Annotated in this window: 26 protein-coding genes and 1 tRNA gene; 7 read left to right on the forward strand and 20 right to left on the reverse strand. The window is 60.2% G+C overall.

The annotated features are described in order from the left end of the window. Positions 1 to 187 precede the first annotated feature (187 nt). Both EV700_RS01205 and EV700_RS01210 read right to left on the reverse strand, forming a co-directional pair. On the reverse strand, positions 188 to 421 hold the full coding sequence (locus EV700_RS01205) for a sulfurtransferase TusA family protein (RefSeq protein WP_130410541.1): 234 nt from the start codon (positions 419 to 421) through the stop codon (positions 188 to 190). Beyond that, complete coding sequence (locus tag EV700_RS01210) at positions 414 to 1,478, reverse strand: tRNA (5-methylaminomethyl-2-thiouridylate)-methyltransferase (RefSeq protein ID WP_130410542.1); 1,065 nt, start codon at positions 1,476 to 1,478, stop codon at positions 414 to 416. The genes EV700_RS01205 and EV700_RS01210 overlap by 8 nt, the downstream gene beginning before the upstream one ends. Before the next feature lie 109 nt (positions 1,479 to 1,587). Here EV700_RS01210 and EV700_RS01215 point away from each other — a divergent pair, with 109 nt between their 5' ends. From EV700_RS01215 to EV700_RS01225, 3 genes are read left to right on the forward strand one after another with little or no spacing between them, the layout of a single operon-like run. Next, positions 1,588 to 1,929, forward strand: a complete 342-nt coding sequence (locus EV700_RS01215) for a histidine triad nucleotide-binding protein (RefSeq protein WP_130410543.1) — start codon at positions 1,588 to 1,590, stop codon at positions 1,927 to 1,929. A gap of 54 nt (positions 1,930 to 1,983) precedes the next feature. Continuing rightward, complete coding sequence (coq7, locus tag EV700_RS01220) at positions 1,984 to 2,622, forward strand: 2-polyprenyl-3-methyl-6-methoxy-1,4-benzoquinone monooxygenase (RefSeq protein ID WP_130410544.1); 639 nt, start codon at positions 1,984 to 1,986, stop codon at positions 2,620 to 2,622. Continuing rightward, complete coding sequence (locus EV700_RS01225) at positions 2,615 to 3,100, forward strand: DUF4442 domain-containing protein (RefSeq protein ID WP_130410545.1); 486 nt, start codon at positions 2,615 to 2,617, stop codon at positions 3,098 to 3,100. The genes coq7 and EV700_RS01225 overlap by 8 nt, the downstream gene beginning before the upstream one ends. On the opposite strand, the gene EV700_RS01230 is transcribed toward EV700_RS01225, so the two are convergent. Then, positions 3,088 to 3,510 (reverse strand): OsmC family protein, encoded by a 423-nt coding sequence (locus tag EV700_RS01230; protein WP_130410546.1) that lies wholly within the window; start codon positions 3,508 to 3,510, stop codon positions 3,088 to 3,090. The two genes, EV700_RS01225 and EV700_RS01230, sit on opposite strands and share 13 nt — an antisense overlap. Before the next feature lie 145 nt (positions 3,511 to 3,655). On the opposite strand from EV700_RS01230, the gene crp reads away from it, so the two are divergent. Beyond that, complete coding sequence (crp, locus tag EV700_RS01235) at positions 3,656 to 4,291, forward strand: cAMP-activated global transcriptional regulator CRP (protein WP_130410547.1); 636 nt, start codon at positions 3,656 to 3,658, stop codon at positions 4,289 to 4,291. Here crp and trpC read toward each other — a convergent pair. The 6 genes from trpC to EV700_RS01265 all read right to left on the reverse strand — a co-directional run bounded on the left by trpC (position 4,288) and on the right by EV700_RS01265 (position 9,820). Beyond that, the gene (gene trpC, locus EV700_RS01240; protein ID WP_130410548.1) at positions 4,288 to 5,112 is read right to left on the reverse strand and encodes an indole-3-glycerol phosphate synthase TrpC; all 825 of its coding nucleotides are present in this window, start codon (positions 5,110 to 5,112) and stop codon (positions 4,288 to 4,290) included. The two genes, crp and trpC, sit on opposite strands and share 4 nt — an antisense overlap. A 21-nt stretch (positions 5,113 to 5,133) precedes the next feature. Further along, positions 5,134 to 6,177 (reverse strand): anthranilate phosphoribosyltransferase, encoded by a 1,044-nt coding sequence (gene trpD / locus EV700_RS01245; protein ID WP_130410549.1) that lies wholly within the window; start codon positions 6,175 to 6,177, stop codon positions 5,134 to 5,136. 1 nt (position 6,178) lies between these two features. Beyond that, positions 6,179 to 6,760 (reverse strand): aminodeoxychorismate/anthranilate synthase component II, encoded by a 582-nt coding sequence (gene pabA / locus EV700_RS01250; protein ID WP_130410550.1) that lies wholly within the window; start codon positions 6,758 to 6,760, stop codon positions 6,179 to 6,181. 154 nt (positions 6,761 to 6,914) lie between these two features. Continuing rightward, positions 6,915 to 8,306 (reverse strand): NAD(P)(+) transhydrogenase (Re/Si-specific) subunit beta, encoded by a 1,392-nt coding sequence (locus EV700_RS01255; RefSeq protein WP_130410551.1) that lies wholly within the window; start codon positions 8,304 to 8,306, stop codon positions 6,915 to 6,917. A gap of 12 nt (positions 8,307 to 8,318) precedes the next feature. Further along, complete coding sequence (locus EV700_RS01260; RefSeq protein WP_130410552.1) at positions 8,319 to 8,678, reverse strand: proton-translocating transhydrogenase family protein; 360 nt, start codon at positions 8,676 to 8,678, stop codon at positions 8,319 to 8,321. 11 nt (positions 8,679 to 8,689) lie between these two features. Next, positions 8,690 to 9,820, reverse strand: a complete 1,131-nt coding sequence (locus EV700_RS01265) for a Re/Si-specific NAD(P)(+) transhydrogenase subunit alpha (RefSeq protein ID WP_130410553.1) — start codon at positions 9,818 to 9,820, stop codon at positions 8,690 to 8,692. Between the two features lie 225 nt (positions 9,821 to 10,045). Here EV700_RS01265 and EV700_RS01270 point away from each other — a divergent pair, with 225 nt between their 5' ends. Continuing rightward, positions 10,046 to 10,954 (forward strand): DMT family transporter, encoded by a 909-nt coding sequence (locus EV700_RS01270; protein ID WP_130410554.1) that lies wholly within the window; start codon positions 10,046 to 10,048, stop codon positions 10,952 to 10,954. Between the two features lie 4 nt (positions 10,955 to 10,958). Here the strand turns inward: EV700_RS01270 and EV700_RS01275 are convergent, their stop codons facing one another. The 6 genes from EV700_RS01275 to queA form a co-directional block, all read right to left on the reverse strand. Continuing rightward, a complete protein-coding gene (locus EV700_RS01275) occupies positions 10,959 to 11,363 on the reverse strand; it encodes a hypothetical protein (RefSeq protein WP_130410555.1) in 405 nt (134 codons plus the stop codon). Positions 11,364 to 11,459: 96 nt separating this feature from the next. Then, positions 11,460 to 12,395 (reverse strand): protein translocase subunit SecF, encoded by a 936-nt coding sequence (gene secF, locus EV700_RS01280; protein WP_130410556.1) that lies wholly within the window; start codon positions 12,393 to 12,395, stop codon positions 11,460 to 11,462. A gap of 11 nt (positions 12,396 to 12,406) precedes the next feature. Beyond that, complete coding sequence (gene secD, locus EV700_RS01285) at positions 12,407 to 14,278, reverse strand: protein translocase subunit SecD (protein ID WP_130410557.1); 1,872 nt, start codon at positions 14,276 to 14,278, stop codon at positions 12,407 to 12,409. A gap of 5 nt (positions 14,279 to 14,283) precedes the next feature. After that, positions 14,284 to 14,631 (reverse strand): preprotein translocase subunit YajC, encoded by a 348-nt coding sequence (yajC, locus tag EV700_RS01290; protein WP_130410558.1) that lies wholly within the window; start codon positions 14,629 to 14,631, stop codon positions 14,284 to 14,286. Between the two features lie 12 nt (positions 14,632 to 14,643). Further along, positions 14,644 to 15,756: a tRNA guanosine(34) transglycosylase Tgt gene (gene tgt, locus EV700_RS01295; protein ID WP_130410559.1), complete on the reverse strand. Its 1,113-nt coding sequence runs from the start codon at positions 15,754 to 15,756 to the stop codon at positions 14,644 to 14,646. After that, a complete protein-coding gene (queA, locus tag EV700_RS01300) occupies positions 15,746 to 16,792 on the reverse strand; it encodes a tRNA preQ1(34) S-adenosylmethionine ribosyltransferase-isomerase QueA (RefSeq protein ID WP_130410560.1) in 1,047 nt (348 codons plus the stop codon). The genes tgt and queA overlap by 11 nt, the downstream gene beginning before the upstream one ends. Positions 16,793 to 16,883: 91 nt before the next feature. Here queA and EV700_RS01305 point away from each other — a divergent pair. After that, positions 16,884 to 16,970, forward strand: a tRNA-Leu gene (locus EV700_RS01305). A gap of 126 nt (positions 16,971 to 17,096) precedes the next feature. Next, the gene (purT, locus tag EV700_RS01310) at positions 17,097 to 18,299 is read left to right on the forward strand and encodes a formate-dependent phosphoribosylglycinamide formyltransferase (protein ID WP_207224578.1); all 1,203 of its coding nucleotides are present in this window, start codon (positions 17,097 to 17,099) and stop codon (positions 18,297 to 18,299) included. 18 nt (positions 18,300 to 18,317) lie between these two features. Here the strand turns inward: purT and EV700_RS01315 are convergent, their stop codons facing one another. From EV700_RS01315 to EV700_RS01335, 5 genes are all read right to left on the reverse strand, one after another. After that, positions 18,318 to 19,484 (reverse strand): hypothetical protein, encoded by a 1,167-nt coding sequence (locus EV700_RS01315; protein WP_130410562.1) that lies wholly within the window; start codon positions 19,482 to 19,484, stop codon positions 18,318 to 18,320. Positions 19,485 to 19,782: 298 nt separating this feature from the next. Next, positions 19,783 to 20,991, reverse strand: coding sequence for an RtcB family protein (locus tag EV700_RS01320; protein ID WP_130410563.1), 1,209 nt, complete (start codon positions 20,989 to 20,991; stop codon positions 19,783 to 19,785). 326 nt (positions 20,992 to 21,317) lie between these two features. Next, positions 21,318 to 22,349, reverse strand: a complete 1,032-nt coding sequence (locus EV700_RS01325; RefSeq protein ID WP_242610160.1) for an MBL fold metallo-hydrolase — start codon at positions 22,347 to 22,349, stop codon at positions 21,318 to 21,320. Beyond that, complete coding sequence (locus EV700_RS01330) at positions 22,342 to 25,407, reverse strand: efflux RND transporter permease subunit (protein WP_130410565.1); 3,066 nt, start codon at positions 25,405 to 25,407, stop codon at positions 22,342 to 22,344. Before EV700_RS01330 ends, EV700_RS01325 begins: the two co-directional genes overlap by 8 nt. Beyond that, positions 25,407 to 26,444 (reverse strand): efflux RND transporter periplasmic adaptor subunit, encoded by a 1,038-nt coding sequence (locus EV700_RS01335; RefSeq protein WP_130410566.1) that lies wholly within the window; start codon positions 26,442 to 26,444, stop codon positions 25,407 to 25,409. Before EV700_RS01335 ends, EV700_RS01330 begins: the two co-directional genes overlap by 1 nt. Positions 26,445 to 26,491: the final 47 nt, after the last annotated feature.

Raw genomic sequence — 26,491 nt, forward strand, 5'->3', positions numbered from 1 at the left:
CACCGTATTGGCGTGCCTGTTTTCGGTGCAGTGACTTTATAGCAAAAGTTATGCCATTCGCCTCAGGCCTCCCGAATGCCTCCCCTTCAAGCACTTGCCGGGATCATTTACCCAAAATCGAACTGGCGCACCAAAACAGCGCACCAAAACAGCGCTAAAGCCCCGGACAGCGCACCAAAAAAGAGCGCTAGACTTTCAGGCGCAAACGCAGCTCTCGGCCCGCCTGCTCACACCCCAGATACTCATGCCCCTGCACCCGACACCAGGCCGGAATATCGTGCAGAGCGCCGGGATCGGTCGTCAATACTTCGACGCATTGACCGGCGGTCAGCTTGCGCACCGCAGCCTGTGTCCGGATCACCGGCATGGGGCACAACAACCGGCGGGCATCCACCACTATATCGGCGACAAATTCAGACATACCAACCTTTCTCCAGCTCGGCATCCGGCAATGGCCGCACCGTGATTTCCCGCACCACGCCGTCGGGCTGATGAATGCCGACCCGAACGGAGGTTTCGTCTCGCCCCTGGCAGAAACGCGCGGCGATCCGGGCTGCAAAATCCAGATCGGAGGCCTCCGGCTCGCCGTCAATCAGTGTCAACGGTCCGCGATGGCTGAGAATGCGGATATGCGGATAATCCTGATGATAGCCTTCAAGGAAATTGTTCTCGCCCTCTTCCCGGCCGATCATCAGCTTGTAGTGGGATGCGGGGCGGATATGCCGCCCGACCTTCAGCATCAAGATGTCATCTAACTCGTAATCCTTGCGCCCGCGCGAATTCCACAGGTCACGCAGCTTGCGGGAATAGGCCTCGTCGGTGAGGAAACAGCAGCCGCCCGCCGGCTGCGACCAGTCCTCCAGCCCGAAGGATTTCGCCAGGGCGATCTGCGGGGCGCGGCTGCGGCCGCTGAATCCGTAAAGTTTCTCGCGATCCACCCAGCCTTCACGCTCCGGCAACGTCGGCGGCATGATCTTGGCCGCCAGCGGGCGCAACAGCCGTTCATCCACCCCGGACTCGGAAGCCACCAGCCGCATGTAGCTCGATTTCTGCGACTTCGGCCGCTGCCCCGGCACCTCGCCGGTAATGATGAAGTCAAAGCCTTCATCCGCCGCCACTTCACGCGCGCGGTTCAGGAACAGGTTGGCCTGGCTGACCATGAATACTTTGCAGTCCAGACAAGGATTGAGGTGGGTACCGTAGCCATAGCGCGGCTGCAGCACAATGCGCTTGTATTCCTCGCTGATATCCTCGATACGCAGACGGATGCCCAACTGCTCGGCGCTCCACAGGGCATTGTTGCGCACCGGCTTGTCCGGACTCTGGCGGCGGATGGCGTGGGTATGCCCTTCCACGCAGAAGCCGGTATAGAAGTTGATGCCCTCTACCTCGATGCCCTGCGCCTGGATCACTTTCACCGCCAGCATCGAATCAAGCCCGCCCGAAAGCAAGGCCAAGGCCCGGCGCCGAATTGCCATATCACAACCCCTCTACGTCAACAGGGCGCGAATTATACGGCAAACCTTGCGCGACAACCGCCCGGCCCGATAAAGTTGAAGCTTCTCCCCCTCCCGACGGATGCCTCCGATGGATTGCCTGTTCTGCAAGATCGCCGCGAAACAGATTCCGGCCAAGACCGCCTTTGAAAACGACCGCGTCATTGCCTTCCACGACCTGTTCCCGCAAGCACCCACCCACATCCTGATCATTCCCAAGGCGCACTACACCACCCTGAATGATGTCCCCGCCTCGGAAGCGGCATTGGTGGGGGAACTGATGACCACCGCGTCGCAACTGGCCAAGGAGCACGGCTTTGACGAAGCGGGTTATCGCGTGGTGATGAATTGCAATCCCGATGGCGGCCAGAGCGTCTACCACATTCACCTGCATCTGCTGGCCGGCCGCAAGCTGACCTGGCCGCCGGGCTGAGACCCGTAAACCCGGCTATCCTTTCCCGAAACCCACTGACCCGGCAGGTATCCCATGCGCCGCTACACCCTGGCTGACCGTCTGATTGAACATGCCGACCAGATCCTCCGCACCCTGACACCGAACAATCAGGCCGCCCTGCGCGTCAACCCCGGCGCGGCGCTACCCGTCGCGGAACTGACGCCGGAGCAGCGACGCGAAGTCGCGGGGCTGATGCGCGTCAACCACAGCGGCGAGGTTTGCGCCCAGGCGCTCTACCACGGCCAGGCGCTGACGGCGCGCCTGCCGACCGTGCGCCAGGAAATGGAGCGCGCCGCGCTGGAAGAACAGGATCATCTGGCCTGGTGCGAAGACCGGCTCAAGGAACTGGGCAGCCATATCAGCATTTTCAATCCGCTGTGGTATGGCCTGTCCTTCGGCATCGGCGCGGCGGCGGGCATTGCCGGCGACAAATGGAGCCTGGGTTTTGTCGCGGAAACCGAGAAGCAGGTCTGCGCGCATCTGGAAAGCCACATGCAGCGGGTTCCCGCGAGTGATAACCGTACTCATGCCATCCTCAACCAGATGCATGAAGACGAAGACCACCACCGCAATCAGGCGCTGGCGGCGGGCGGCATCGACCTGCCGCCGCCGATCCGGCGCATCATGGGACTGGTCTCGAAGGTCATGACCCAAGCCAGTTACCATGCTTGAGCGCCTGCCCAGACACTGGCTGCTGCGCCTGCGCCTGAATGCCTACCTGCCATATCTGGGCGCGGGCGTGCGCGTCGAGCGCATCAGCCCGGACTTCCTGGCGATTGATGTGCGCATGAAACTGCACTCCGGCAACGTCAACTACGTCGGCACCCACTTTGGCGGCAGCCTCTACAGCATGACCGATCCGCACTTCATGCTGATGGTGATGGAGAACCTGGGCCGGGATTACATCGTCTGGGACAAGGCGGCGCGGATTGATTTCATGGCGCCGGGACGCGGTACCGTGCATGCACGCTTTAGGCTGGATCCTGCCGAGATCGGACGGCTGCGAACCGAGGCGGCCGAAGGCCGGCCGGTGCTGCCGGAATATGTGGTGGATGTCGTGGACGATAAAGGAAAGCTGGTTGCCCGCGTACACAAAACCCTTTATGTACGCAGGAAAAAGCGGACTCAGCCGATAGCTCAAGCCTCCTGAACAATCACAAAATCGTGGGTGATCTTCACCCCGCCCGCCGCCAGCATGGCCGAGGCCGAGCAATACTTCTCCGCCGACAGCTCCACCGCCTTCTTGACCTGGGACTCCTTCAGATCCTTGCCGGTCACCACGAAATGCAGGTGGATGGTCGTGAAAACCGCCGGGATGGTGTCCGCCCGCTCCGCCTTCAGCTCGGTGCGCACATCGGTCACCTGCTGGCGTGCCTTTTTCAGGATCGTCACCACATCGAACGAGGCGCAACCGCCCAAACCGATCAGCAGCAGCTCCATGGGACGCGGCCCGATGTTGCGGCCGCCGTACTCCGGCGATCCGTCCATGACCAGCGCATGGCCGCTCCCGGATTCACCCACAAAAGAAACGTCTTTCACCCACTGGATGGTTGCTTGCATGTTCACTCCCGCCTATGATCGTTTTCACTGGCATATACGTTGTTTTGCGGTTTATTTGGCATTTTTGCCAAGCAATCGCTACTGATTTGCCATGACTTGTCTATTATAGGGAATTATTCCAAGAACTAATCAGGACACGATCAAGATGCCCGTTATTCCTGCTCTCGCCCACATTCCCAACCTGCAGACGTTTCTGGAACAGTGCCATCTGCGCCAGTACCCTGCACGAGCCGCGATCATTCACGCCGGCGACGCTTCCGACTCCCTGTTCTTCATCGTCAAGGGATCGGTCTCGGTCGTCATTGAGGATGATGAAGGACGCGAAATGGTGGTTGCCTACCTGAATGCAGGGGACTTCTTCGGCGAAATGGGTTTGTTCGAAGACAAGCCGATCCGGTCCGCGTGGATCCGCGCCAAGAGCGCCTGCGAAGTGGCCGAGATCAGCTACCGCAAATTCAAGGAACTGGCCCGTCAGGACGCCGGCCTGATGTTCGCGTTGTCCGCCCAGCTGGCCGGACGCCTGCGTGTCACCACCCGCAAGGTCAGCGACCTCGCCTTCCTCGACGTGACCGGACGCGTCGCCCGTTGCCTGCTGGACCTGTCCAAGCAACCGGACGCCCTGACCCATCCTGATGGCATGCAGATCCGCGTCACGCGTCAGGAAATCGGTCGGATTGTGGGATGTTCCCGCGAAATGGTCGGGCGCGTGTTGAAATCCCTGGAGGATCAGGGGCTGATCAATGTCAAGGGCAAGACGATGGTGATTTACGGCTCGCGCTAGTAAGCGCGGGTCGGTCGGGTATTCACCGGGTAGAACAGCGCCTTCAGCGCCTCGCCCGGATCCTCGGCCCTCATGAAGGCCTCCCCCACCAGAAAACCGTGAATGCCGTTGGCCCGCATCAGCATGACATCGGCAGGCTGCAAGATACCACTCTCGGTCACAATCAGTTTGTCTTTCGGCACTGCGCGCATCAAGGCCAGCGTGGTATTGAGGCTGACCTGGAAGGTCTTGAGGTTACGGTTGTTGATGCCGATCATCGGCAATCCCGGCAAGCGCAATGCCCGCTCCAGCTCCGCATAGCTGTGCACTTCCACCAGCACATCCAGCTTGTAATCACGCGCCAGGGAATAGAACTCGGATAACTGGCCATCCGACAACGCCGCCACAATCAACAAGACGCAATCCGCCCCCAAAGCCCGCGCCTCGACGATCTGATAAGGATCAATCACGAAGTCCTTGCGAATGACCGGCAGGCTGCAGGAATAGCGCGCCGCCTGGAGGTGACTGTCGGCGCCCTGAAAGAAATCTATATCAGTCAGCACCGAAAGACAGGCCGCCCCGGCGCGCTCATAACTGCGGGCGATCTGGGAAGGAATGAAATTTTCCCGAATCACTCCCTTGGAAGGAGACGCCTTTTTGATCTCGGCAATGACACCAGGGTCCCCGGCATCGATTTTCTTGCGCAAGGCCTGATAAAACCCGCGAACCGGATCGGCGACCTTGGCGCGGGTTTCCAGCGTGGCCAGCGAAAACTGGCGCTGCCGAACCTCGACCTCTTCGGCCTTGCGCTGGAGAATGGTTCCGAGAATATGTGATGTCATGTCTTTATCTTGTCACTTTATTTATGCTGCCCCCGCAAGAGTGCGGGTAAATTCACGCAAGATGCCCAGCTTTTCCAACGCCAGTCCACTATGGATAGCGTCTTCCGCCATCGCCACGCCATGCTTCAACTGTCCTGCCGCTCCGGCCACGTAAATGGCCGCACCCGCATTCAGCGCAATCATATCAGCCGCTTTGCGCCCGGCCGCCGTCTTACGACTTCCCAAAGCCTCTTCAATCAGGGCCAGAGAAGCTGCGGAACTGTTGACGATCAACCCATCCAACGACTGCATTTGCAGGCCGGCATCCTCAGGTTTTAGGTCATATTCGCGGATTTCGCCATTATTTAATTCGACCACACGGGTTTTCCCCGCCAGACTGAGCTCGTCCAGGCCCTCGTCCGAGTGAACCACCATCACATGCTCAGAACCCAATCGCCGCAGCACCTCGGCCAGGGGACGACACCACTCGCGCGCATATACGCCAAGAACCTGGCGGCGTACGCCCGCCGGATTGGTCATCGGCCCCAGGACATTGAAAATCGTGCGTACACCCAGTTCACGGCGCGGACCCACCGCATGCTTCATCGCGGCATGATGATTGATGGCGAACATGAAGCCCACGCCGACTTCTTCAATGCAACGCGCCGTCTGCTCGGTATCAAGCCCCAGATGAATCCCGGCGGCTTCCAGAACATCCGCGCTGCCGCTGGAAGAGGACACTCCGCGATTACCATGCTTGGCGACACGCACCCCGGCAGCCGCGGCCACCAGCGATGCCGCGGTCGAAACATTGAACAGGTTGGCTCCGTCACCCCCTGTACCAACGATATCAACCGTTTTCTCCAGGGTCGTGAGGTTGACCGGACTGCAGAGGGCGCGCATGACCCGCACCGCGCCTTCAATTTCATCCAGGGTTTCACCCTTCATGCGCAAGGCGACCAGCAAGCCCGCGATCTGGGCCGGAGTGCATTCGCCGGTCATGACCGCACGCATGACCGCTTCCATTTCAGCCAACTCCAGCGATTGGCGCTGAGTTATACGGGCAATGGCGGCGCGGATATCCATCTCAGTTCGCCTCCAGGAAGTTCTTCAACAGGTCGTGGCCGCAATCGGTCAGGATCGATTCAGGGTGGAATTGCACGCCCTCGACCGCCAGTGTCTTATGGCGAAGGCCCATGATTTCATCCATCGAGCCATCGGCATGCTGCGTCCAGGCCGTGATTTCCAGGCAATCGGGCAGGCTGTCCTTCTCGACGATCAGGGAGTGATAACGGGTGGCCGTGACAGGGTTCGGCAAGCCGTGAAACACGCCCTTGCCTTCATGAAAAATCGGCGAAGTCTTGCCGTGCATCACCTGGCGCGCGCGGATCACATGACCGCCAAAAACCTGTCCCAGGCTTTGATGTCCCAGGCAAACGCCCAGCACCGGAATCTTGCCGGCGAAGTGACGGATCACATCCATCGATACCCCGGCCTCATTCGGCGAACAAGGCCCGGGGGAAATGACAATATGGTCCGGCTTCAACGCCTCAATCTGCGCCAACGTGATTTCGTCGTTGCGATAGACGCGGACATCCTGACCCAGCTCGCCGAAATACTGGACGAGGTTATAGGTAAAGGAGTCGTAGTTATCAATCATCAACAACATGGGGCAACCCTGGCAGCTAGAGCGGTTCAAACCCCCGATTGTAGCCCAAGCGCCCTGACTTTGGGCATTTTATCCACGGGGAAATCCGTAATTGGCCTTCCATTGGCCAAAAAAAACCCCGCAAAAATGCGGGGCCTTTTCCGGAGATGAGCGATCAGTGGCCGGAGCCGTTGATGCTCTTCACCATGTCTTCCACCACCTTCTTGCCGTCGCCGAAGATCATCATGGTCTTGTCGAGGTAGAACAGGTCGTTGTCGAGACCGGCATAACCCGTGGCCATCGAACGCTTGATCACCATGACCGTGCGGGCGCGATGGGCTTCCAGGATCGGCATGCCGTAAATGGGCGAACTGGGATCGTCCTTGGCGGCCGGATTGACCACGTCGTTGGCGCCGATCACCAGCACCACGTCGGTGGACGCGAAGTCACTGTTGATTTCGTCCATTTCCTTGACGTCTTCATACGGCACATCGGCTTCAGCCAGCAGCACATTCATGTGACCGGGCATGCGGCCCGCCACCGGATGAATGGCGTAACGGACGTTGACACCCTTTTCCTTCAGGCTGATCGCCAGTTCCTTCACCGCGTTCTGGGCGCGGGCCTGAGCCATGCCGTAACCGGGCACGATAATGACGCTGTCGGCGTTGGACATCAGGAAGCCCGCATCATCCGGCGAACCGGACTTGTAGTTCTTCTGCTTCTGCTCGCCTTCCACCGCCGGACCGGCCGCCGCCGCGCCAAAGCCGCCGAACAGCACGTTCATCAGCGAGCGGTTCATGGCCTTGCACATCACGTAAGACAGAATGGCGCCAGAGGAACCCACCAGCGAACCGGCAATGATCAGCATGGAGTTGTTCAGCGTGAAGCCGATACCGGCCGCCGCCCACCCCGAGAACGAGTTCAACAGCGACACCACCACCGGCATGTCGCCGCCGCCGATCGGGGCGATCCAGATGAAACCCAGCGCCAGGGCCAGCGCGGTCATGGCGTAGAAGGCGTTCAGGTTTTCACTGGTAAAGTAAATGATGCCGCAGGCCAGCATGGCCAGGGCCAGCGTCGCCTGCACCGGCTTGACCCAGCCGCCCTTGACGGACTTGGCCCACTTCTTGGCGGCCAGCTTGCCGTAGGCAAACACCGAAGCCGTGAACGTGATGGCACCGACAAAGCAGCCGATAAACAACTCGAAGCGGTGCACGCCGTCATGATGCACACCTTCATGCAGCACGGCGGCAATGGCGATACAGACAGCGGACAGGCCCACCAGCGAGTGCATCATCGCCACGGTTTCGGGCATCTGTGTCATCGGTACGGTGCGGGCGCGATACAGGCCGATGGCGGCGCCGGCCACCATTGCGCCAATGATCAGGCCGTAAACCGGATTCGGGGCCACAAAGAAGGTGGTCACGACGGCCAGCGTCATGCCGATCATGCCGTAACGGTTACCCATGATCGCGGTTTTGGGGCCGGAGAGGCCGCGCAGCGTCAGGATGAAGAGGACCGCGCCAATCAGGTAAAACCAGTCAGCATATTGTGCGAAATCTTGCATGGTCGTGGCTCCTTACTTCTTTTTCTTCTTGAACATATCAAGCATGCGCTCGGTGACCGCGAAGCCGCCGAAGATGTTGATACTGGCCAAAAAGACGGCGAAGGCGCCGAGCAGGCTGGTCGGGGTAATGGCTTGCAGCGCTGCGGGATCCGCGCCGGAAGACACGGCTTGCAGCATGGCGCCGACCACAATGATGCCGGACAGGGCGTTGGTCACCGCCATCAACGGCGTGTGCAGCGCCGGGGTAACGCCCCAGACCACGTAGTAACCGACAAAGATGGCCAGCACGAACACCGTGAAGACACTGATGAACGGCACGCCGGAGGCATGTTCAGCCGCTTGGGTGGCGGCCTGGACGATTTCAGGATTCATGACTCAGCTCCTCACTTCTTCTGTAGCAGCACGTCGCCGCCGAACGTCACCAGCAGCGCTTTCTGGATTTCGTCGTCGCGGTTGATGGCGAACGCCCCGCTCTGGTCGAACAGGGTAACGACGAAGTTCAGCAGGTTGCGGGCATAGAGGGCTGAAGCCTCCGCTGCCACGGTGCCGGGAATGTTCGGGATACCGAGGATCTTGACGCCGTTGGCGGTGTTCACGGTTTCGCCGCAGACAGAGCCTTCGACATTGCCACCGCTTTCCACCGCCATGTCCAGGATTACCGAACCGGCACGCATCTTGGCGACGGTTTCGGCCTTGATCAGGCGCGGTGCGTTACGACCGGGAATCAGCGCGGTAGTGATGACGATATCGGCATTGGACACCGCCTTGTCGACGATGACAGCCTGATCCTTGACGTACTGCTCGGAGGGAATCCACGCATAGCCGCCGGTACCGAGGGCCTTGGCCTTCTCTTCATCCGACATCGGCACATCCAGCCACTTGCCGCCCAGCGACTCGACCTGCTCCTTGGCGGTCGGACGAAGGTCGGTGGCTTCCACCACCGCGCCCAGGCGCTTGGCGGTGGCGATAGCCTGCAGGCCAGCGACGCCGACGCCCATGATCACGACCCGGGCGGGCTTGACGGTGCCGGCGGCGGTCATCAGCATCGGGAACATGCGCTGGTATTCGCAGGCGGCCAGCAGCACGGACTTGTAACCGGCGAGGTTGGCCTGCGAGGACAGGACGTCCATGTTCTGCGCGCGCGACAGGGTGCGCGGCAGCAGTTCCATGGCGAAGCTGTTCAGCTTGCGACCGGCATAGATGTCCAGGTTGGGGTTGCGGTAGGGATCAAACATGCCCACCACGGTGGCGCCTTCCTTGATCAGGGCGACTTCTTCCGGCTGGGGTGAGCGCACCTTCAGCACAATATCACTACCCGCCAAGGTAGCGGCGGCATCCGCAGCGATGGTAGCGCCTGCAGCCACATAATCAGCATCCGGCACACTGGCCTTGACGCCGGCTCCCGCCTGCACCACCACGGTATTTCCGGCGGCGATGAACTTCTTCACCGTTTCCGGAGTGGCGGCTACCCGCGTTTCGCCAGCGACGATTTCCGCTGGAATCCCGATTTGCATGGTCAACCCTCAGTATTGAGTTTAACTTCACCGGTTGAGCAGCTTGTGGCCGCGCAACCCCCAACAAAAAGATAAAAGGCGGGCGATTGTACTCCACCTCTCCCCACATTTTTAGCGTGAATACCCCTATTTCTTAACTTTTTACCAGTATCCCCTGTCAAGATCGGGTTGTAATTGGCCCAAAAGACTGGCGTAATCGCGCTTTCCCGTCTTATACCACCTGTCATGACCCGCAACCACACGCTGGGCGTTCTTTGCGTTTTACTCTCGGCCATCCTCTTTTCCGCCAAGTCGGTGCTGGTGAAACTGGCCTATCAGTACGCTATTGATGCGGAAACGCTGCTGGTGCTGCGCATGCTGTTTTCATTGCCCTTTTTCCTGGGCATGTTGTGGCTGGCCCATGAGCCTGGCAAACGCCTGAACCGCAAGGAGTGGCTAGGCGTGATACTGGCCGGCGGCGCCGGTTATTACGGTGCGGGAATTCTCGACTTCATGGGGCTGGCCTACATCAGCGCCAGCCTGGAACGACTGCTGCTGTTCATGTATCCCACGCTGACGGTCTTCCTCTCGGCCCTGTTCCTGAAGACGCGGATTACCGGCAGGGTCTGGCTGGCCATTCTGGTGAGCTATACGGGTATGCTGCTGGTATTTTCGGGAGACCGCTCCGCACATTCCCCGCAACTGTGGCTGGGCAGCCTGCTGGTCTTTGGCGGAGCGCTGGCTTACGCGGGGTATCTGGTCGCCAGCGGAGAGCTGATGAAAACCGTCGGGGCCGCCCGATTCACGGCCTTGGCCCTGACCGTCGCGACTGCCTGCGCGCTCCTGCACTTTTCAATCCAAGGCTCCTGGCGGGCGTTGGCAAGCCTGCCTGCGCCGCTATGGGGGCTTTGTGCAGCACTGGGTTTCTTTTGCACCTTCCTGCCCGCCAGCCTGATTACCCAAGGCATTCGTCACATTGGCGCCGCATCGGCGGCGCTGATCGGCGCGGTCGGGCCGGTCTTCACCCTGATGATGGGGGCTGTTTTTCTGGATGAAAAGCTGACTGGCGTCCAAATTGCCGGAGGGATTTTCGTGCTGGCAGGCGTCGTCATGATCTCCTTCCGCCCCTCGCCTCCTGAAGTTGCCCCGGAATAAAACGCTAACCGCCTGCGCGGAGGGAACGCAGGAATAACCCAAGGCCGCCAATCGCCAGCACCAGAATCACGATCAGATCAAACGCCGTCATGGCGCGGAAGCTGAACTGAATGGAGGCAATCACCCCCATGATCATTGCCGACAACGACCCGGCCGCCAATATCCAGCCCAGCCAGTTCTTGGCATTGTAAAAGACCATGCCGATCCCGAACATGAAGGGAATCATGATCATGCCGGTCGTGATCGCGTAGGCGCCGCCCCAAGCGGAAAATCCGTACAGGGCATAACCCATGCCGAAATTGGATGTGACGACGATGCTCTTCAGCAGCAGGTAAAAACCGCCGCACATCATCAACAGTCCCAACAGGAACTCACCGGTCCCCCCTTGCGTACCACCCGCGCCTCTCATGCGCCTCTCCTGAACGATAAGACCTAAACCATGCGGACATCATAAACGACAAGGGCGCATGAATGCGCCCTTGTCGTCAGTCTCAAGAAAGCAGGATCAGGAGATCTCGCCTTCTTCCACCACTTCACTTTTCGGGACAATCAGGAAATCTTCCTTGCTCAACCCCATTGCCAAGGCATAACTGGTTGCAATGTAAATGGAGGAATATGTCCCCGCAAACAGGCCGACCAGCATCGCCACGGAGAACCACTTCAGCGCCGGACCGCCCAGCAGCAGCAGCGCCACGACCACCAGCACCACTGTGGCTACGGTCATGATGGTGCGGCGCAGGGTTTCGGTCAGGGAAACGTCAATAATTTCAGTGGCATCCGCTGTACGTAAACGACGGAAGTTTTCACGAATCCGGTCAAATACCACAATCGTGTCATTCAGCGAGTAACCAATCAACGCCAATACCGCCGCCAGCACGGACAGATCGAAAGGCCAGCCCATGATCGAAAAAATCCCGACGGTAAAGAGGGTATCGTGCAACAGCGAAGACACCGCGCCGACCGAGAACTTGAAGCGGTAGCGGAAGGCGACATACAACATCATCAGACCCAGCGACAGGCCGACCGCCATCAGAGAATTCAGGTACAGCTCCTCACCCACCTGCGAACCGACCGAATCCACTTGGCGCAGGGTCGCGGTATTGCCGTCTTTCTCCACCGCCTTGACCACATTGCGGCCGATGTCAGCGCTGTTGGTGGCCTTGTTCTGCGGCGGCATCCGGATCAGGACATCCGTGGTGCGCCCGAGATGCTGGACAATAGCCTCCTTGAAGCCGGCCTCCTCCAGCGAATTCTGCACCGCCATCTGCTCAACCGGTTTGGCGAAGGACAGCTCCACGGAAGTACCGCCGGTGAAGTCCTGACCAAGGTTCAGACCACGGGTCACCAGGGAAACCACGCCCGCCAGCACCACCAACAGCGAAAAAATCGCCATCGGCTTACGGAAACGCATGAAACGGATGATTCTGTTTTCAAACATCATGGCCGTTCTCCTTAAATGCTCAGGCGGGCGACGCGACGGCCGCCATAAATGACCTGCACCACGGCACGAGTCACGGTCAGCGCCGAGAACAGCGAGCAGAGGATGCCGATCGACAGCGTCACGGCAAAGCCCTTGATGGGGCCGGTGCCGACCGCGAACAGAATGATGGCCACAATCAGGGTGGTGACGTGCGCATCGATAATGGTGACAAAAGCGCGATCATAGCCGGCAATAATGGCATGGTGCGGGGAAGCGCCAGCCCGCAACTCTTCCCGGATCCGTTCGTAGATCAGCACGTTTGCATCCACCGCCATACCCACCGTCAACACAATACCGGCAATACCCGGCAAGGTCAGCGCCGCCCCGATGGCGGACATCACCGCCACCAGCATGGCCACGTTGAAGATCAGGCCGATATTGGCAACCAGACCGAAGACCCGGTAGAACACCACCATGAATACGGCGACCAGCGTAAAGCCGACCAGCGTCGACATCAGGCCTTTGTCAATGTTTTCCTGACCCAGGCTGGGGCCGATGGTGCGCTCTTCCACAAAGTACATCGGCGCAGCCAGAGCACCGGCGCGCAGCAGCAAGGCCAGTTCCTGCGCCTCGCCCGGCGAGTCCAGACCGGTAATACGGAACTGGGAGCCCAGCATCGACTGGACGGTTGCGCGGTTGATCACCACTTTTTCGACATAGGGCTCGCGGACTTCGGTCACCTTGCCGTCAGCACCTGTTACCTGACGCATGCGCTGCTTGTGCTCGACAAAGAGCACGGCCATTTGCTTGCCGACATTGTCCCGGGTTGCTTCGGCCATCATCTTGCCGCCACGACTGTCGAGCGTGATATTGACCTGCGGATTGGAGTATTCGTCAAAGCCTGACTGCGCGCCGACAACACGCTCACCGGTGACGATCTTGCGCTTCTGCAGCATGACCAGATCGCCGCCCTGTTTGTGGAACGGGAAAATTTCGGTGCCGGGCGGGGCAATACCCGACTCCGGCGGCACCGCGCCGTTTTCCCAATCCACAAAGCGGAATTCAAGGGTTGCGGTCCGGCCCAGCACCCGCTTCGCCTCAGCGGTATCCTGCACGCCCGGCAGTTGCACCACGATCCGGTTGGCGCCTTGGCGCTGCACCAGCGCTTCCGCCACTCCCAACTCATTGACCCGGTTACGGATGGTGGTCAGGTTCTGTTCGACAGCGTAATCCGAGACTTCCTTGAGCTTGGCCGGGCTGAAGCCCATGTCCAGGAACAAGGCGCCTTCACGTACGGCATCGGCGAAAATGAACTCGCGATACTCGCCTTTCAACAAGGCCGCCGCCTTGTTACGGTCATCCTCGGTTTCGAAGCGAACCGACAGGCCATTCGGAATATCGGTCACCGCGCGATACGCCAGTTTGGCCTCACGCAACTTGGCCTTGATTTCGGTGGTATAGGTTTCCTGACGCTGTTCCAGCGCCTTGGCCATATCGACTTCCAGCAGGAAGTGCACGCCACCGCGCAGGTCCAGACCCAGCTTCATCGGGTGCGCGCCTATCGCCAGCAGCCACGACGGAGTGGTCGGGGCCAGGTTCAGCGCCACCACGTAGCCATCACCCAGTACACGTTTCAGCACATCCTGGGCCTTGAGCTGGGCGTCAGACGTATCCACGCGCAGCAGCACCCCCTTGGCCTGGACTTGGGAACCGTGAAAGCGAATTCCCGCCGCCTTCAGGCCGTCTTCCGCCCGGCTCAGCACGGCCTGGTCGACCACCACACCGGCATTGGCACCCGAAACCTGCAGCGCCGGTTCGTCAGGATAAATGTTGGGCAGGGAATAGAGCGTGCTGACTATACCCACCAGCACGATCACGATGTATTTCCAAAGGGGGAAGCGCATGTTCGTTATTCTTTATTCTGGCCAATGTTTTTGAGGGTGCCGGCGGGCAGCGAGGCGACAACGGAACCCTTCTGGATGCGAAGGGTCACCTTGTCGCCAAGGTCAACCACCGCGTATTCATCATCAATCTTCTGGATGCGTCCCAGCAGACCGCCGGCGAACACGATTTCGTCGCCGACCTTAAGGCCACCCATCAGTTCCTTGTGCTCCTTGGCGCGCTTGGCCTGCGGACGCCACAACAGGAAATAGAACACCACAAAAAACAGGCCGAGCATGACCAGATTGGCCATTCCGGCATCGGGGCCGGCGGCGGCGGGCGCGTTGGCATGGGCTTCGGCAATGAAAAAGCTCATTGGGGATCTCTCCTAAAGGGCGGGCACGGGCAAGTCGCGACGGGCATAAAAATCGTGCACAAAGTCGTGCAATGTACCGGTTTCAATGGCGGTCCGCAAACCGGCCATCAATCGCTGGTAGTAACGCAGGTTGTGGATTGTACCGAGCATCGCTCCGAGCATCTCCCCGCATTTGTCTAAATGATGTAAGTAGGCGCGCGAGAAGTTGCGGCACGCATAGCAGTCGCAATGCGGGTCGACCGGCAGGTTGTCGGTCTTGTACTGGGTGTTGCGGATGCGGACGATGCCGTCAGTCACGAAATAATGACCGTTGCGGGCGTTGCGGGTGGGCATCACGCAGTCGAACATGTCGACGCCGCGACGCACCGCTTCGACAATATCCTCCGGCTTGCCGACACCCATCAGGTAGCGCGGCTTGTCGGCGGGCAGGCGCTGCGGCACATGGTCCAGCACCTTGATCATCTCTTCCTTCGGTTCCCCCACCGACAGCCCGCCGATGGCATAACCGTCAAAGCCGATGTCCATCAACCCGGCCAGCGAGACATCACGCAGGTTCTCATACATGCCGCCCTGCACGATGCCGAACAGGGCATTCGGGTTGCCTTCATGGGCGGTCTTGCAGCGGGCGGCCCAGCGCAGGCTCAGCTCCATCGACTCGCGCGCCTGCTTTTCGGTGGCGGGATACGGTGTGCATTCGTCAAAGATCATGACGATATCGGAATTGAGCGCGCGCTGGATCTGCATCGAGATTTCCGGCGTCAGGAACACCTTGGAGCCATCGATCGGCGACTGGAATTTAACGCCCTCCTCGCTGATCTTGCGCAGCGCGCCCAGGCTAAACACCTGAAAGCCGCCGGAGTCGGTCAGGATCGGCTTTTCCCAGTTGATGAAGCCGTGCAAACCGCCGAACTGGCTGACCACGTCCGTGCCGGGACGCAGCCAGAGGTGGAAGGTGTTGCCAAGGATGATGTCGGCGCCGATGTCATGGATGTCGCGCGGCAGCATGCCCTTGACCGTACCGTAAGTGCCCACCGGCATGAAGGCCGGGGTCTGGACCTTGCCGTGCTGCAGGGTCAGCTCGCCGCGCCGCGCCGCGCCATCGGTGGCCATCAATTTAAACTGCATGATTCACTCCGGGGCGTTCGAGCAGCATCGCATCGCCATAACTGAAGAAACGGTAGCGGTTTTCAACCGCCGCCTGATAGGCCGCCATGACGCGGTCGCGCCCGGCAAAGGCGCTGACCAGCATCAGCAGCGTCGATTCCGGCAGGTGGAAATTGGTGAACAGCACGTCCACCACCCGCCAGTCGTAACCGGGATAAATGAAGATCTGGGTATCGCCGGACCAGGCCTGCAACTCCCCGCCGTGAGCCTGCGCCGCTGACTCCAGCGCACGCACGCTGGTGGTGCCGACAGCGACCACCCGCCCTCCCCGTTCACGGGTGCGGCGGATCGCCTCCACGGTTTCCGGCGGCACGCTCAGCCATTCGGCATGCATGCGGTGCTCCCGGATATCCGCCGCCCGCACCGGCTGGAAGGTGCCCGCGCCGACATGCAGCGTGACATAGGCGAAGTCGCAGCCGCGTTCACGCAGCGAGGCCAGCAAGGCTTCGTCAAAATGCAGGCCCGCCGTGGGCGCCGCCACCGAGGCGGTCTTTTCCGGCTTGCTGTAGACGGTCTGGTAGCGTTCGCTGTCAGAGGCTTCGACCGTGCGGCCCAGATAGGGCGGCAGCGGCATTTCGCCATGCTCGGCCAGCACCTCGCGCACCGGGCGGGAGAACTTCAACTTGAACAGATCGTCCACCCGTTCCAGCATGTCCGCCCGCACCTTGCCCTCGGCAAAGGTCAGCCGCGCGCCCGGCTTCGGCGACTTGCTGGCGCGCAGATGCACCAGCGCCGTGTCGTCGGCGACAATGCGCTCGACCAGCACTTCCACCTTACCGCCGGAGGACTTCTGCCCGAACAGGCGGGCGGCCAGCACGCGGGTATCATTGAAAACCAGCAGGTCGCCGGGCTGCAGCAGGGATGCCAGATCGCGCACCATGCGGTGTTGCAGGCCGTCCGCCGCGAGATGCAGCAAACGCGAGGCCGAGCGCTCCGCCAAGGGAAAGCGGGCGATCAGTTCATCGGGTAATTCGTAGGAAAAATCGGTCAGTTGCATAAGGCGTATCCAACAGGGGGCGGCATTATAGCAACTTTTCGCGAAAACGCTTGACGCTGTCCGGTCGCTGCTTATAATCAGCCTTCCTCGTGCCTGGGTGGCGGAACTGGTAGACGCAGTGGACTCAAAATCCACCGCCCGCGAGGGCGTGCCGGTTCGATTCCGGCTCCAGGCACCACGAGATTCTGAAAAGCCCCGGCGGCATTTGCCCCGGGGCTTTTTCTTTGCGCGCTCGCCGCCATAGCCCTCCCCGCTTCACGCCGCTATCATTACGCATCGCTCACCGGAGACACTCACCATGGCTATCCCCACCGTCATCGGCACCCCGCTCAGTTCCTCCGCCACCAAGGTCATGTTCCTGGGCGCGGGCGAGCTGGGCAAGGAAGTGATCATCTCGCTACAGCGACTGGGTGTGGAAGTGATCGCCGTTGACCGTTACGCACATGCGCCGGGTCATCAGGTCGCCCACCGCGCCCATGTCATCAACATGAGCGATCCGGTGGCCCTGCGGACCTTGATCGAGGCGGAAAAGCCGCATTTCGTGGTGCCGGAAATCGAAGCCATCGCCACGGCGGTGCTGTTGGAGATCGAACGGGAAGGCATCGCCGAAGTCATTCCCACCGCCCGCGCCGTCAACCTGACCATGAACCGCGCCGGCATCCGCCGTCTGGCCGCGGAAGAACTGGGGCTGCCAACCTCACCCTACGCTTTCGCGGACAGTCTCGATGCCTTACAGGAAGCTGCCGACCGTATTGGTTATCCCTGTTTCATCAAGCCGGTGATGTCCTCCTCGGGCAAGGGCCAGTCGAAGGTGGATCGCAGCGAGGATATTCCCGCCGCCTGGGACTACGCCGCCAGCGGCGGACGGGTAAATCAGGGCACGGTGATTGTCGAAGGCATGATCGACTTTGATTTTGAAATCACGCAGCTGACGGTGCGCGCCGTCGGCGCTTCCGGTCAGGTGGAAACCTTTTTCTGCGACCCGATAGGACACCGTCAGGTGGCGGGAGATTATGTGGAAAGCTGGCAGCCGCAGGCGATGTCCGCGACGGCGCTGCAACGCGCCCGCGAGATTTCGAAGGCGGTGACCGACAGTCTTGGCGGACGCGGCATTTTCGGGGTCGAGTTGTTCGTCAAGGGCGACATGGTCTGGTTCTCGGAAGTCAGCCCGCGCCCGCATGACACCGGTCTGGTAACCTTGGCCAGTCAGTTGCAGTCGGAATTTGAAATCCATGCCAAGGCCATTCTCGGCCTGCCGGTCAATACGGCGCTGCTCAGCCCGGCCGCCAGCGCGGTCATCTATGGCGGCATGGATGCACAAGGGATTGTTTTTGAAGGCGTGGCCGACGCCCTGAAGGTGCCGGACAGCGACATCCGCCTGTTCGGCAAACCGGAAAGCTTTCCCAAGCGTCGCATGGGCGTCGCCGTCTGCCGCGCCGGCGATACCGATGCCGCCCGCGCCAACGCCAGGGAAGCCGCCGACCGGGTCATCCCCAAACGCGGCTGATCATCGCGCAAGCCGGGATTACGATCCCGGCTTGCCCATCACCTCGATCACCCGCTTCACCGGATCGGTTTTGTCATCCGCTGCCCGCTGCGGCGACACTATATCCGGGGTGTCACCCAGCAGGATGGCCACCAGGGCTTCCGCATCCTGGGTTGTCCAGCCCTGAACCGCCAGCGCCGTCACGACTTGTTGCCGCTGCGCTGCCAGCATCGTCAACGGCACATCCGCCTTGTCGAGCCGGGAAACCATGTCCTGACGCTGCGTCCGCGCTTGCGCCATCACGCCGGTCATCCAGCCGGCGCGCACCGCCGCGATCTTTTCCCCCGAGGCTTGCTCAATCACCTTGATCCGGGCATAGAGATCACGGGTCTGAGCGCTCTTGTCATCTTCCAGGCGCTTGATGGCAGCATCCCTCTCCGCCGTCGGCTGTGTTTTCGACAAGGTGTCCCGCCAGGAGGCCAGCTCGCCAATCAGCACCTTCAGTTGCGGATCATCCACCTGCTTCATCCAGAAACCGTCCGCGCGTTGCGGCGCCGGACGCTGCCCCAGGAACGCCAGCGGCGGCGCAATCATGGTATTCCAGGTGGCTGCCGCCAACGGAAACACGGTTCCTTCCCCTGCGGCATGTCCCAGCGAAACCACAGAAGGGGTCACAACATAGGCAGCCGGGAAAACGGTATATGCCGACCCCGCCACCAGAATCCCGGTCGGAATACCCGTCCCTATGCGGAAGAGCGACTCGGTCGTCGCTTCCAACACGCCCCAAGGATAGGCGAGCCACCAGCCGAAAACGCGCTTCTGCGTACGTCCGCTGGCAACCTTCATGTCCTTGCTCCACGCCTCACGCGTGCCACGGAAGGTGTATTCCCGCAGCGTGTACCGGGTGCCAAAACGCCAGGTTTTGTCCGCATATTTATGCAGGTTTGGAAAAAATTCCGGCTTCCGGTAGGTTTGCAGGGATTCATCAGCCTTGCGCCAGCCCTTTTGCGCCGTCTCCGCCGGCACCACATAACCGGGCACAATCCAGATGTCATAGAGGCGATGCTCCTCGTCATGCATCTGGCCGCGCAGGATCAGCTCCTGCTTCTGCTGGCCCGTTAAAAAGTAACCGTCATCCGCCAAGGCAGGCGACAGGCAACTCATGCCAACCATCAGCGTCGAAATCATGCGGCAGTTACGGTTCATACGCGGCGCTCCACGGGAATTTATAGACTTACTATTATTATGGCTTTTGATGGATAAACAAACGGGATTGTTAAACCTTTCAGCACAGACAAAAGTGGAAACCGTCCCCCCGGGAGGACCAGGCCTCCCGGGAAGCACGTTGGGTTTGTTGATGATCAGCGCGACGCTCCGCTTTTTCGGTCTTCCCGTGCGCGCCGCCCTTCAATGTGACCGCAACCAGCGTCAACCGGTTGCGCGGACGCTCCAAGAGTTTTACTCCACTTCGTTTAGCCATGATCGGCCTCCGTTTTCGAGAAAATCACCCTTTGACGCAGACAATCTGCCGCAGGGTATGCACTACTTCCACCAGATCGCTCTGGTGGGCCATCACCGCGTCGATATCCTTGTAGGCGGCCGGAATCTCATCCACCACGCCCTTGTCCTTGCGGCATTCGACGCCTTCCGTCTGCTCCACCATGTCCTGCGTGGAGAAACGGCGTTTTGCCTCCATGCGGCTCATCCGTCGCCCCGCCCCATGTGAACAGGAACAGAACGACTCGGCATTGCCCTTGCCGCGCACAATGAACGATTTCGCCCCCATGCTGCCGGGAATGATGCCCAATTGCCCTTCCTGCGCGCTGATCGCCCCCTTGCGGGTGATATAGACCTCTTCGCCGAAATGACTCTCTCGCTCCACATAATTGTGATGGCAGTTGATGGCTTCGCGGGTCAGCTCGAAAGGCGGCAATACCGGCTTCAGCGACTCCACCACCAACCGCATCATTTCGCGGCGGTTGAGCATGGCGTAATCCTGCGCCCAGCTCACCGCCTCGATGTAGTCGGCAAAGTGCTGCGTGCCCTCCACCAGATACGACAGGTCCTTGTCCGGCAGATGGCCGTATTCGCGGCTCATATCCTTGCGCGCCAGTTCAATGAAATAGCGCCCGATGCAATTGCCGATGCCCCGGCTGCCTGAATGCAGCATGACCCATACCGCCTCCGTTTCATCCAGACAGATCTCGATGAAATGGTTGCCGCCACCCAAGGTGCCCAACTGCCGCGCCCAGGTCAGGCGGAACTGACGCAGCATTTTCAGCAACCCGGGATGCTTGGCGACGATCCGGTCAATGCCGGCATCGAGCGCGCTCAGGCTAGATGCCTTCACCGTTTCACGCGCGTGCTGGTCGAAACCGACAGGCACGGCCCGCTCGATCGCCGTGCGCAGCGCCTTGGGGTTATCCGGCAGCTGCCGGGCATTCAGCGACAGGCGCACGGCGTTCATGCCGCAGCCGATGTCCACCCCCACCGCCGCCGGGACAATCGCGCCGCGACTGGGAATAACCGAGCCCACCGTCGCGCCGATGCCGACATGCACGTCGGGCATCACCGCGATATGCGGGTAGACAAACGGCAGCGCCGCCATGTTCTTCAGCTGTTGCAGCGCTTGCGGGTCCACATCTGACGTAAAGATTTTTACCGGCTTGTGGCCGTTCTTTTCATTTGCGTTCAATACCAACTGGATTGGCATGTCACACCTCGTTTTCGGGTTCAATCCATGCAGCCGACCGGTCTTGTGAACCGTGAACGACCGCCCAAAGAAAAAGCCCCGGCATCATGAGCCAGGGCTTTTGGTCTGGCCTGAAGGCTGAACGCCTCCAGGCCAAGAGGACCTGAAAGGTTCAGCAGTACAACATCGGGTTTCCGGCTGAATGGGTCATCTTTCAGGTGCCTCCGTTAATCGTGGGTTGTGCGGTTTCGCGGCGGCGATAGTAGTACCGGCGCCCCCGGAAATCAATATTTCTGCTAAACAAAATCAGCCTCGGTGATGAAGTCCGAGTCAGGTCCGACCGACGGTCAGCGGGGAATCACCAGCCCTTCGCCTTCGCGCAGCACGCGGAACGACTCGGGTGAGATACCCAGCCGGGTCATCGCCTCGCCGAGGTCGCGCACCGGGGCGTGAATCGGTTCATCGGTCAGCTGAAAGGTGTTGAAATGCATGCCCAGCGACAAGCCGGGCGACAGGTCGACATGCGCCTGAGCCGCATCCGCCGGATTCATGTGCACTTCCTTCATCAGCTCGCGCGGCTCATAGGCCCCGATCGGCAGCAAGGCCACGCGCGGGCTTCCCAGTCGCTTACGGATTTCAGTGAAATGCGGCGAATAACCGGTATCGCCGGCAAACAGGGCGTGACCGTGCGGCGTCACCACCGACAGGCCGCCCCACAACGCGGCATTGCGGTCGCGCATACCACGCCCGGAGAAATGCCGGGCCGGGACATAATGCAGCGCAACATCCTCGGAAAAGGGGAAAGACTCCCACCAATCCAGCTCCACCACGGACAACCCGTACGGGCGCAGATACGTCCCATTGCCCAGCCCGGTGACGATGGCGGGCTGGAAACGCTCCTGCAGCCACAGCAGGCTGGCGGTATCAAGATGATCGTAATGATTATGGCTGAGCAGCACGGCATGGATCGGCGGCAGGTCCTCCAAGGCAATGCCGGCCGGGCGCACCCGCTTCGGCCCCATCGCGGCAAACGGACTGCAGCGCTCCGCCCAGACCGGATCAGTCAGGAAGTTCCACGGCCCGATCTGGATCAACAACGTGGCATGTCCCACAAACCAGACCTTCCAGTCAGCAATGTTGTCGCTGAAATGCGCTTCCGGCTTGGCGAAGGACTCATTGCGCAGTTGCTTGGGCCAGGTGTCGCGCTCGCGGGTCATCAGCCAGTTGAACAGTTTGGCGAAGTCGCGGCTGTCACGAATCCACGGGTTGAAGAAACGGCGGCCGTTGTAATGATCCGCTCCCGGATCCTGCTCGAAGATCGGTTTCTGCAACAGCTCCCGCGTCACGGTCCGCGTCGGCAGCACAAAGGTTTTAGGCATGCCGGGCATCCTCCGTACCGGACTCGGCTACGGACCGCTTGCGCGCCACCAGCATGTAGACGGCCGGCACCACAAACAAGGTAAACAGCGTTCCCAGCGTCATCCCGCCGACGATCACCCAGCCGATGGGATGGCGCACTTCCGCCCCGGCGCCGCTGGCCACGGCCAAGGGCAAGGCTCCCAGCACCATCGCCGCCGTGGTCATCAGGATCGGCCGCAGCCGCAGCGACGCGGACTCCAGAATGGCCTCCAACTTGTCCTTGCCGGTTTCCTGCAACTGGTTGGCGAACTCCACCAGCAGAATGCCGTGCTTGCTGATCAGCCCGACCAGCGTGATCAGGCCGATCTGGCTGTATACATTCAGCGTCCCTTGCGTCAGCTTCAACGCCGTCACCGCCCCCAGCAAGGCCAGTGGCACGGAAAACAGGATGATGAACGGATCGCGGAAGCTCTCGAACTGCGCCGCCAGCACCAGGTAGATAAAGACCACCGCCAGCGCGAATGCCAGCGCCAACGCGTTACCGGATGCCAGGAACTCGCGCGACTGTCCGGCCCAGTCATAACTGACGGACGGTTCGCGAACCTGCTTCATCACGTCCTGCATGAACGCCACCGCCTCACCCAGCGAATAGCCCGGAGCGAGGTTGGCTGTGATCTTGGCCGAACGGAGTTTGTTGAAATGACTCAGGTCAGAAGGCGTAATGGTTTCCTGCTGGCTCAGCAAGGCGCTGAGCGGCATAATTTCGCCCAGCTTGTTACGCACATGGATCTGCTGCAGTTGCTCGGGCACCTGACGCTCATCGGGCGCCAGTTGCACGATAACGTCGTACTGCTCACCGTTCAGCTTGAACGTAGTCACCTTGCGGCCGCCCAGCAGGCTTTCCAGTGCGCGCCCGACTTCCGCCACCTCCACCCCCACCAATGCCGCCTTGTTGCGATCCAGCGTCAGCGACAGCTGCGGCTTGTTCAGTTTCAGATCCGGCACCGCGTTCACGAGGCCCGGATTCTGACTGACCTTGGCCATCACCTCGCGGATCACCCGCCCAAGATCATCATAACTGCCGGTAGTCTGGATAACGAACTCCAGCGGCGAGCTGGAGTTACCCTGCCCCAGCGATGGCGGCAGCGACACCATCGCCATCACACCGGGCACCTGCCACAGCTTCGGCCGCACGTCATCCGCAATCATTTGGGTGCTGCGCGTGCGCTCCTCCCACGGCGTGAAACGGTTGAAGCTGATGAATTTGGTATCATCCGGAAAACCCGTGATCAGAAAGGTGGAGGCGCGTTCGGGCACCTGGCGATAGACTTGCTCCACCTGCAGGCCGTAATGGTCAAAATAGGCGGGAGACGCCCCCTCCGGCCCGATACCGACCGACAGGATCACGCCGCGGTCCTCCACGGGCGATAACTCGCTGGGCAAGCCTTTGAAGAGCACGAACATCACGCCGCACAACCCCAAAGCCAGCGCCAACACTGTCCAGCGCCATGCCAGCAGACGCCGCAACAAACGGGCATAGCCTGCGGTCAACGCATTCAGGAACCGTTCGATCAGCCGGTATAGCGCATTCCCCTCCCCCATATGTGGCTGCAACAAGCGCGAACTCATCATGGGCGACAAGGTCAGGGCGCAGAAACCGGAAACAACCACCGCCGAGGCCAGCGTCAGCGCAAACTCGGCGAACAATTTGCCGGTACGCCCTTCGGTAAATGCAATTGGCGCAAAGACGGCTGCCAAGGTGAACGTCATCGCCAGCACAGCAAAGCCGATTTCCCGGGAGCCCTGTATAGCCGCCTCACGGGGTGTCTTACCCTCCTCAATATGGCGATAGATATTCTCCAGCACCACAATGGCGTCATCGACCACCAGACCCACCGCCAGCACCATCGCCAGCAGTGTCAGGGTATTGATGGAAAATCCCAAGACCTGCATGAAGATCAACGCCCCGACCAACGATACCGGAATTGTGACCAAGGGAATCAGTGTCGCACGCAAATTACGCAGGAAGAAAAAGATCACCAGAACAACCAGACCGACCGCTTCCAGAATCGTATGCTCGACCGCCTGAATTGAGCGTTCGATAAAGATGGAGGAGTCATACGCCAGCCGGACTTTCATGCCCGGCGGCAAGCTTTGCTCAATGCGCGGCAACTCGGCACGGACCGCCTTCGAGACATCCAGTGGATTGGCGGTGGACAGTTTGATCACACCCAGCGCCACCGCCGGCTCACCGTTGAAACGGGCAATACGGCGCTCATCCTCGGGCGCAATCACCACCTTGGCCACATCCCCCAATCGCACCAGCAAACCGTCCTGGGCGCGCAGCACCAGCGCGGAGAACTGCTCGGGTGTATTCAGGTCCGTTTGCGCCAACACATCAAATTCACGTTTCTGGCTTTCAATGCGTCCCGAGGGAATCTCGACATTCTGGTTACGCAACGCCGACTCGATATCCTGTGGCGTCAACCCCAGCGCCGCCATTTTCCCGGCGTCGATCCAGACACGCATCGAAGGACGACGCTCGCCGAAGATCCGCACATCGGACACCCCCACCAAGGTCTGTAACCGGCTTTTGACCTGCTTGTCGGCGAAGATATTGATTTCCATCGGCGTATGCCGGTCCGAGGAGAAAGCCAGCCAGATAATCGGCTGGGCATCGGCTTCCGTCTTGGTGATAACCGGCTCATTGATATCCTGGGGCAGTTTGCCGCGAATCCGAGATACCCGGTCGCGAACATCACTGGTGGCGCTCTCAATCTCGCGATCCGGCTTGAAGGCAAGTGTGATCTGCGAGCGGCCGGAACGACTGCTGGAGGACAGGTAATCAATGCCTTCGATGCCGGATAGCGAGTCCTCCAGCAGTTTGGTCACCGTTGTTTCAATAATGGCGGCGCTGGCGCCGGTATACGTGGTGTCGACTGTCACCGTCGGAATATCAATATTCGGGTATTCCCGAACCGTCAGCCGATCAAAGGCCAATAGCCCCGCCAGCACGATCAGCAGATTCATCACGATCGTCAGGACGGGCCGGCGAATACAAAGTTGGGGCAGTTGCATTACCAGCCACCCGCCATCGGCACTGCCTTGATCGGCATCTCCGGCTTTGAAAGCTTGTTCTGTCCTGATACCACGACAGTATCACCCGCTTTTACGCCGGCCAGGATTTCTACTTTACCTGGCTGACGCTGGCCAACGCGCACAGGCGCAGCCAGTGCCTTGCCATCTACCACCTTAAAAACCACTTGCTTGCCGCCCTGAGCCACCAAGGCCTGCTCAGGCAGCCATGAACCGGACTCCCCCCCCGGCAGCGGAATGGATACGGTGGCGCTCATACCACTGCGAATGCGAGGGTCTCCGGCATTCAACTCCACGCGAGCCCACAAGGCGCGGGTTCCGGCATCAAGCTGAGGTTCAATAACAGCCACCCTGCCCTTCAATAGCAAACCCGGCAAGGCATCAACGCGAACATCGACTCGCTGATTCAGCCGGACTACATCCGCACGCCCCTCCGGGAGTTTCACATCCATCTTTACGGGCTTGAAATTTGAGAGACTCACCAAGGCCTGACCTGATTGAACAACGTCACCGATACTGAACTGCCGAATCCCGATAACGCCATCAAAGGGTGCGCGCAATTCCGTTTGCTTGATTCTGGCATTCAATAGTTGGGAGGCCGCCTTGGCCAAAGCCACATCGACGCGCTTCCTTTCGACATCAATATCGGCGACCTGCTGCGATTGAGCGAGCAACTGCAATCGCTTGTACTCCGCTTCCGCGAGCACTACTGCCGCCTCTTTAGCGGGCAATTCCGCCTTCAGCAGAGAATCATCCAGCTTTACCAGCATGTCACCCTTACGAACCAACTGGCCTTCCCGGAAACCCAGGCTCACAACACGCCCCGATACTTCGGGTTTGAGCATGATGCTTTCCGAGGGACGTATGGATCCGATAGCCTGTAGCGTCGGAGCCACAGCCATAGGCGCTGCAACCTGTACAACCTCAACCACAGGGGGAGGCCGTGGTTTATCCGCCGCAAGTCCAGTGACGGGCGCCAGGCAGAATAGCGACAGGAATAGGGGAGTGTAATATTTCATGAACCATGCCCCTCACAAGGCACCAAAGCCTCGATCAAGGTAGAGAA

It is taken from the genome of Fluviicoccus keumensis (assembly GCF_004217445.1).
In the GTDB taxonomy this organism is placed as follows: domain Bacteria; phylum Pseudomonadota; class Gammaproteobacteria; order Pseudomonadales; family Moraxellaceae; genus Fluviicoccus; species Fluviicoccus keumensis.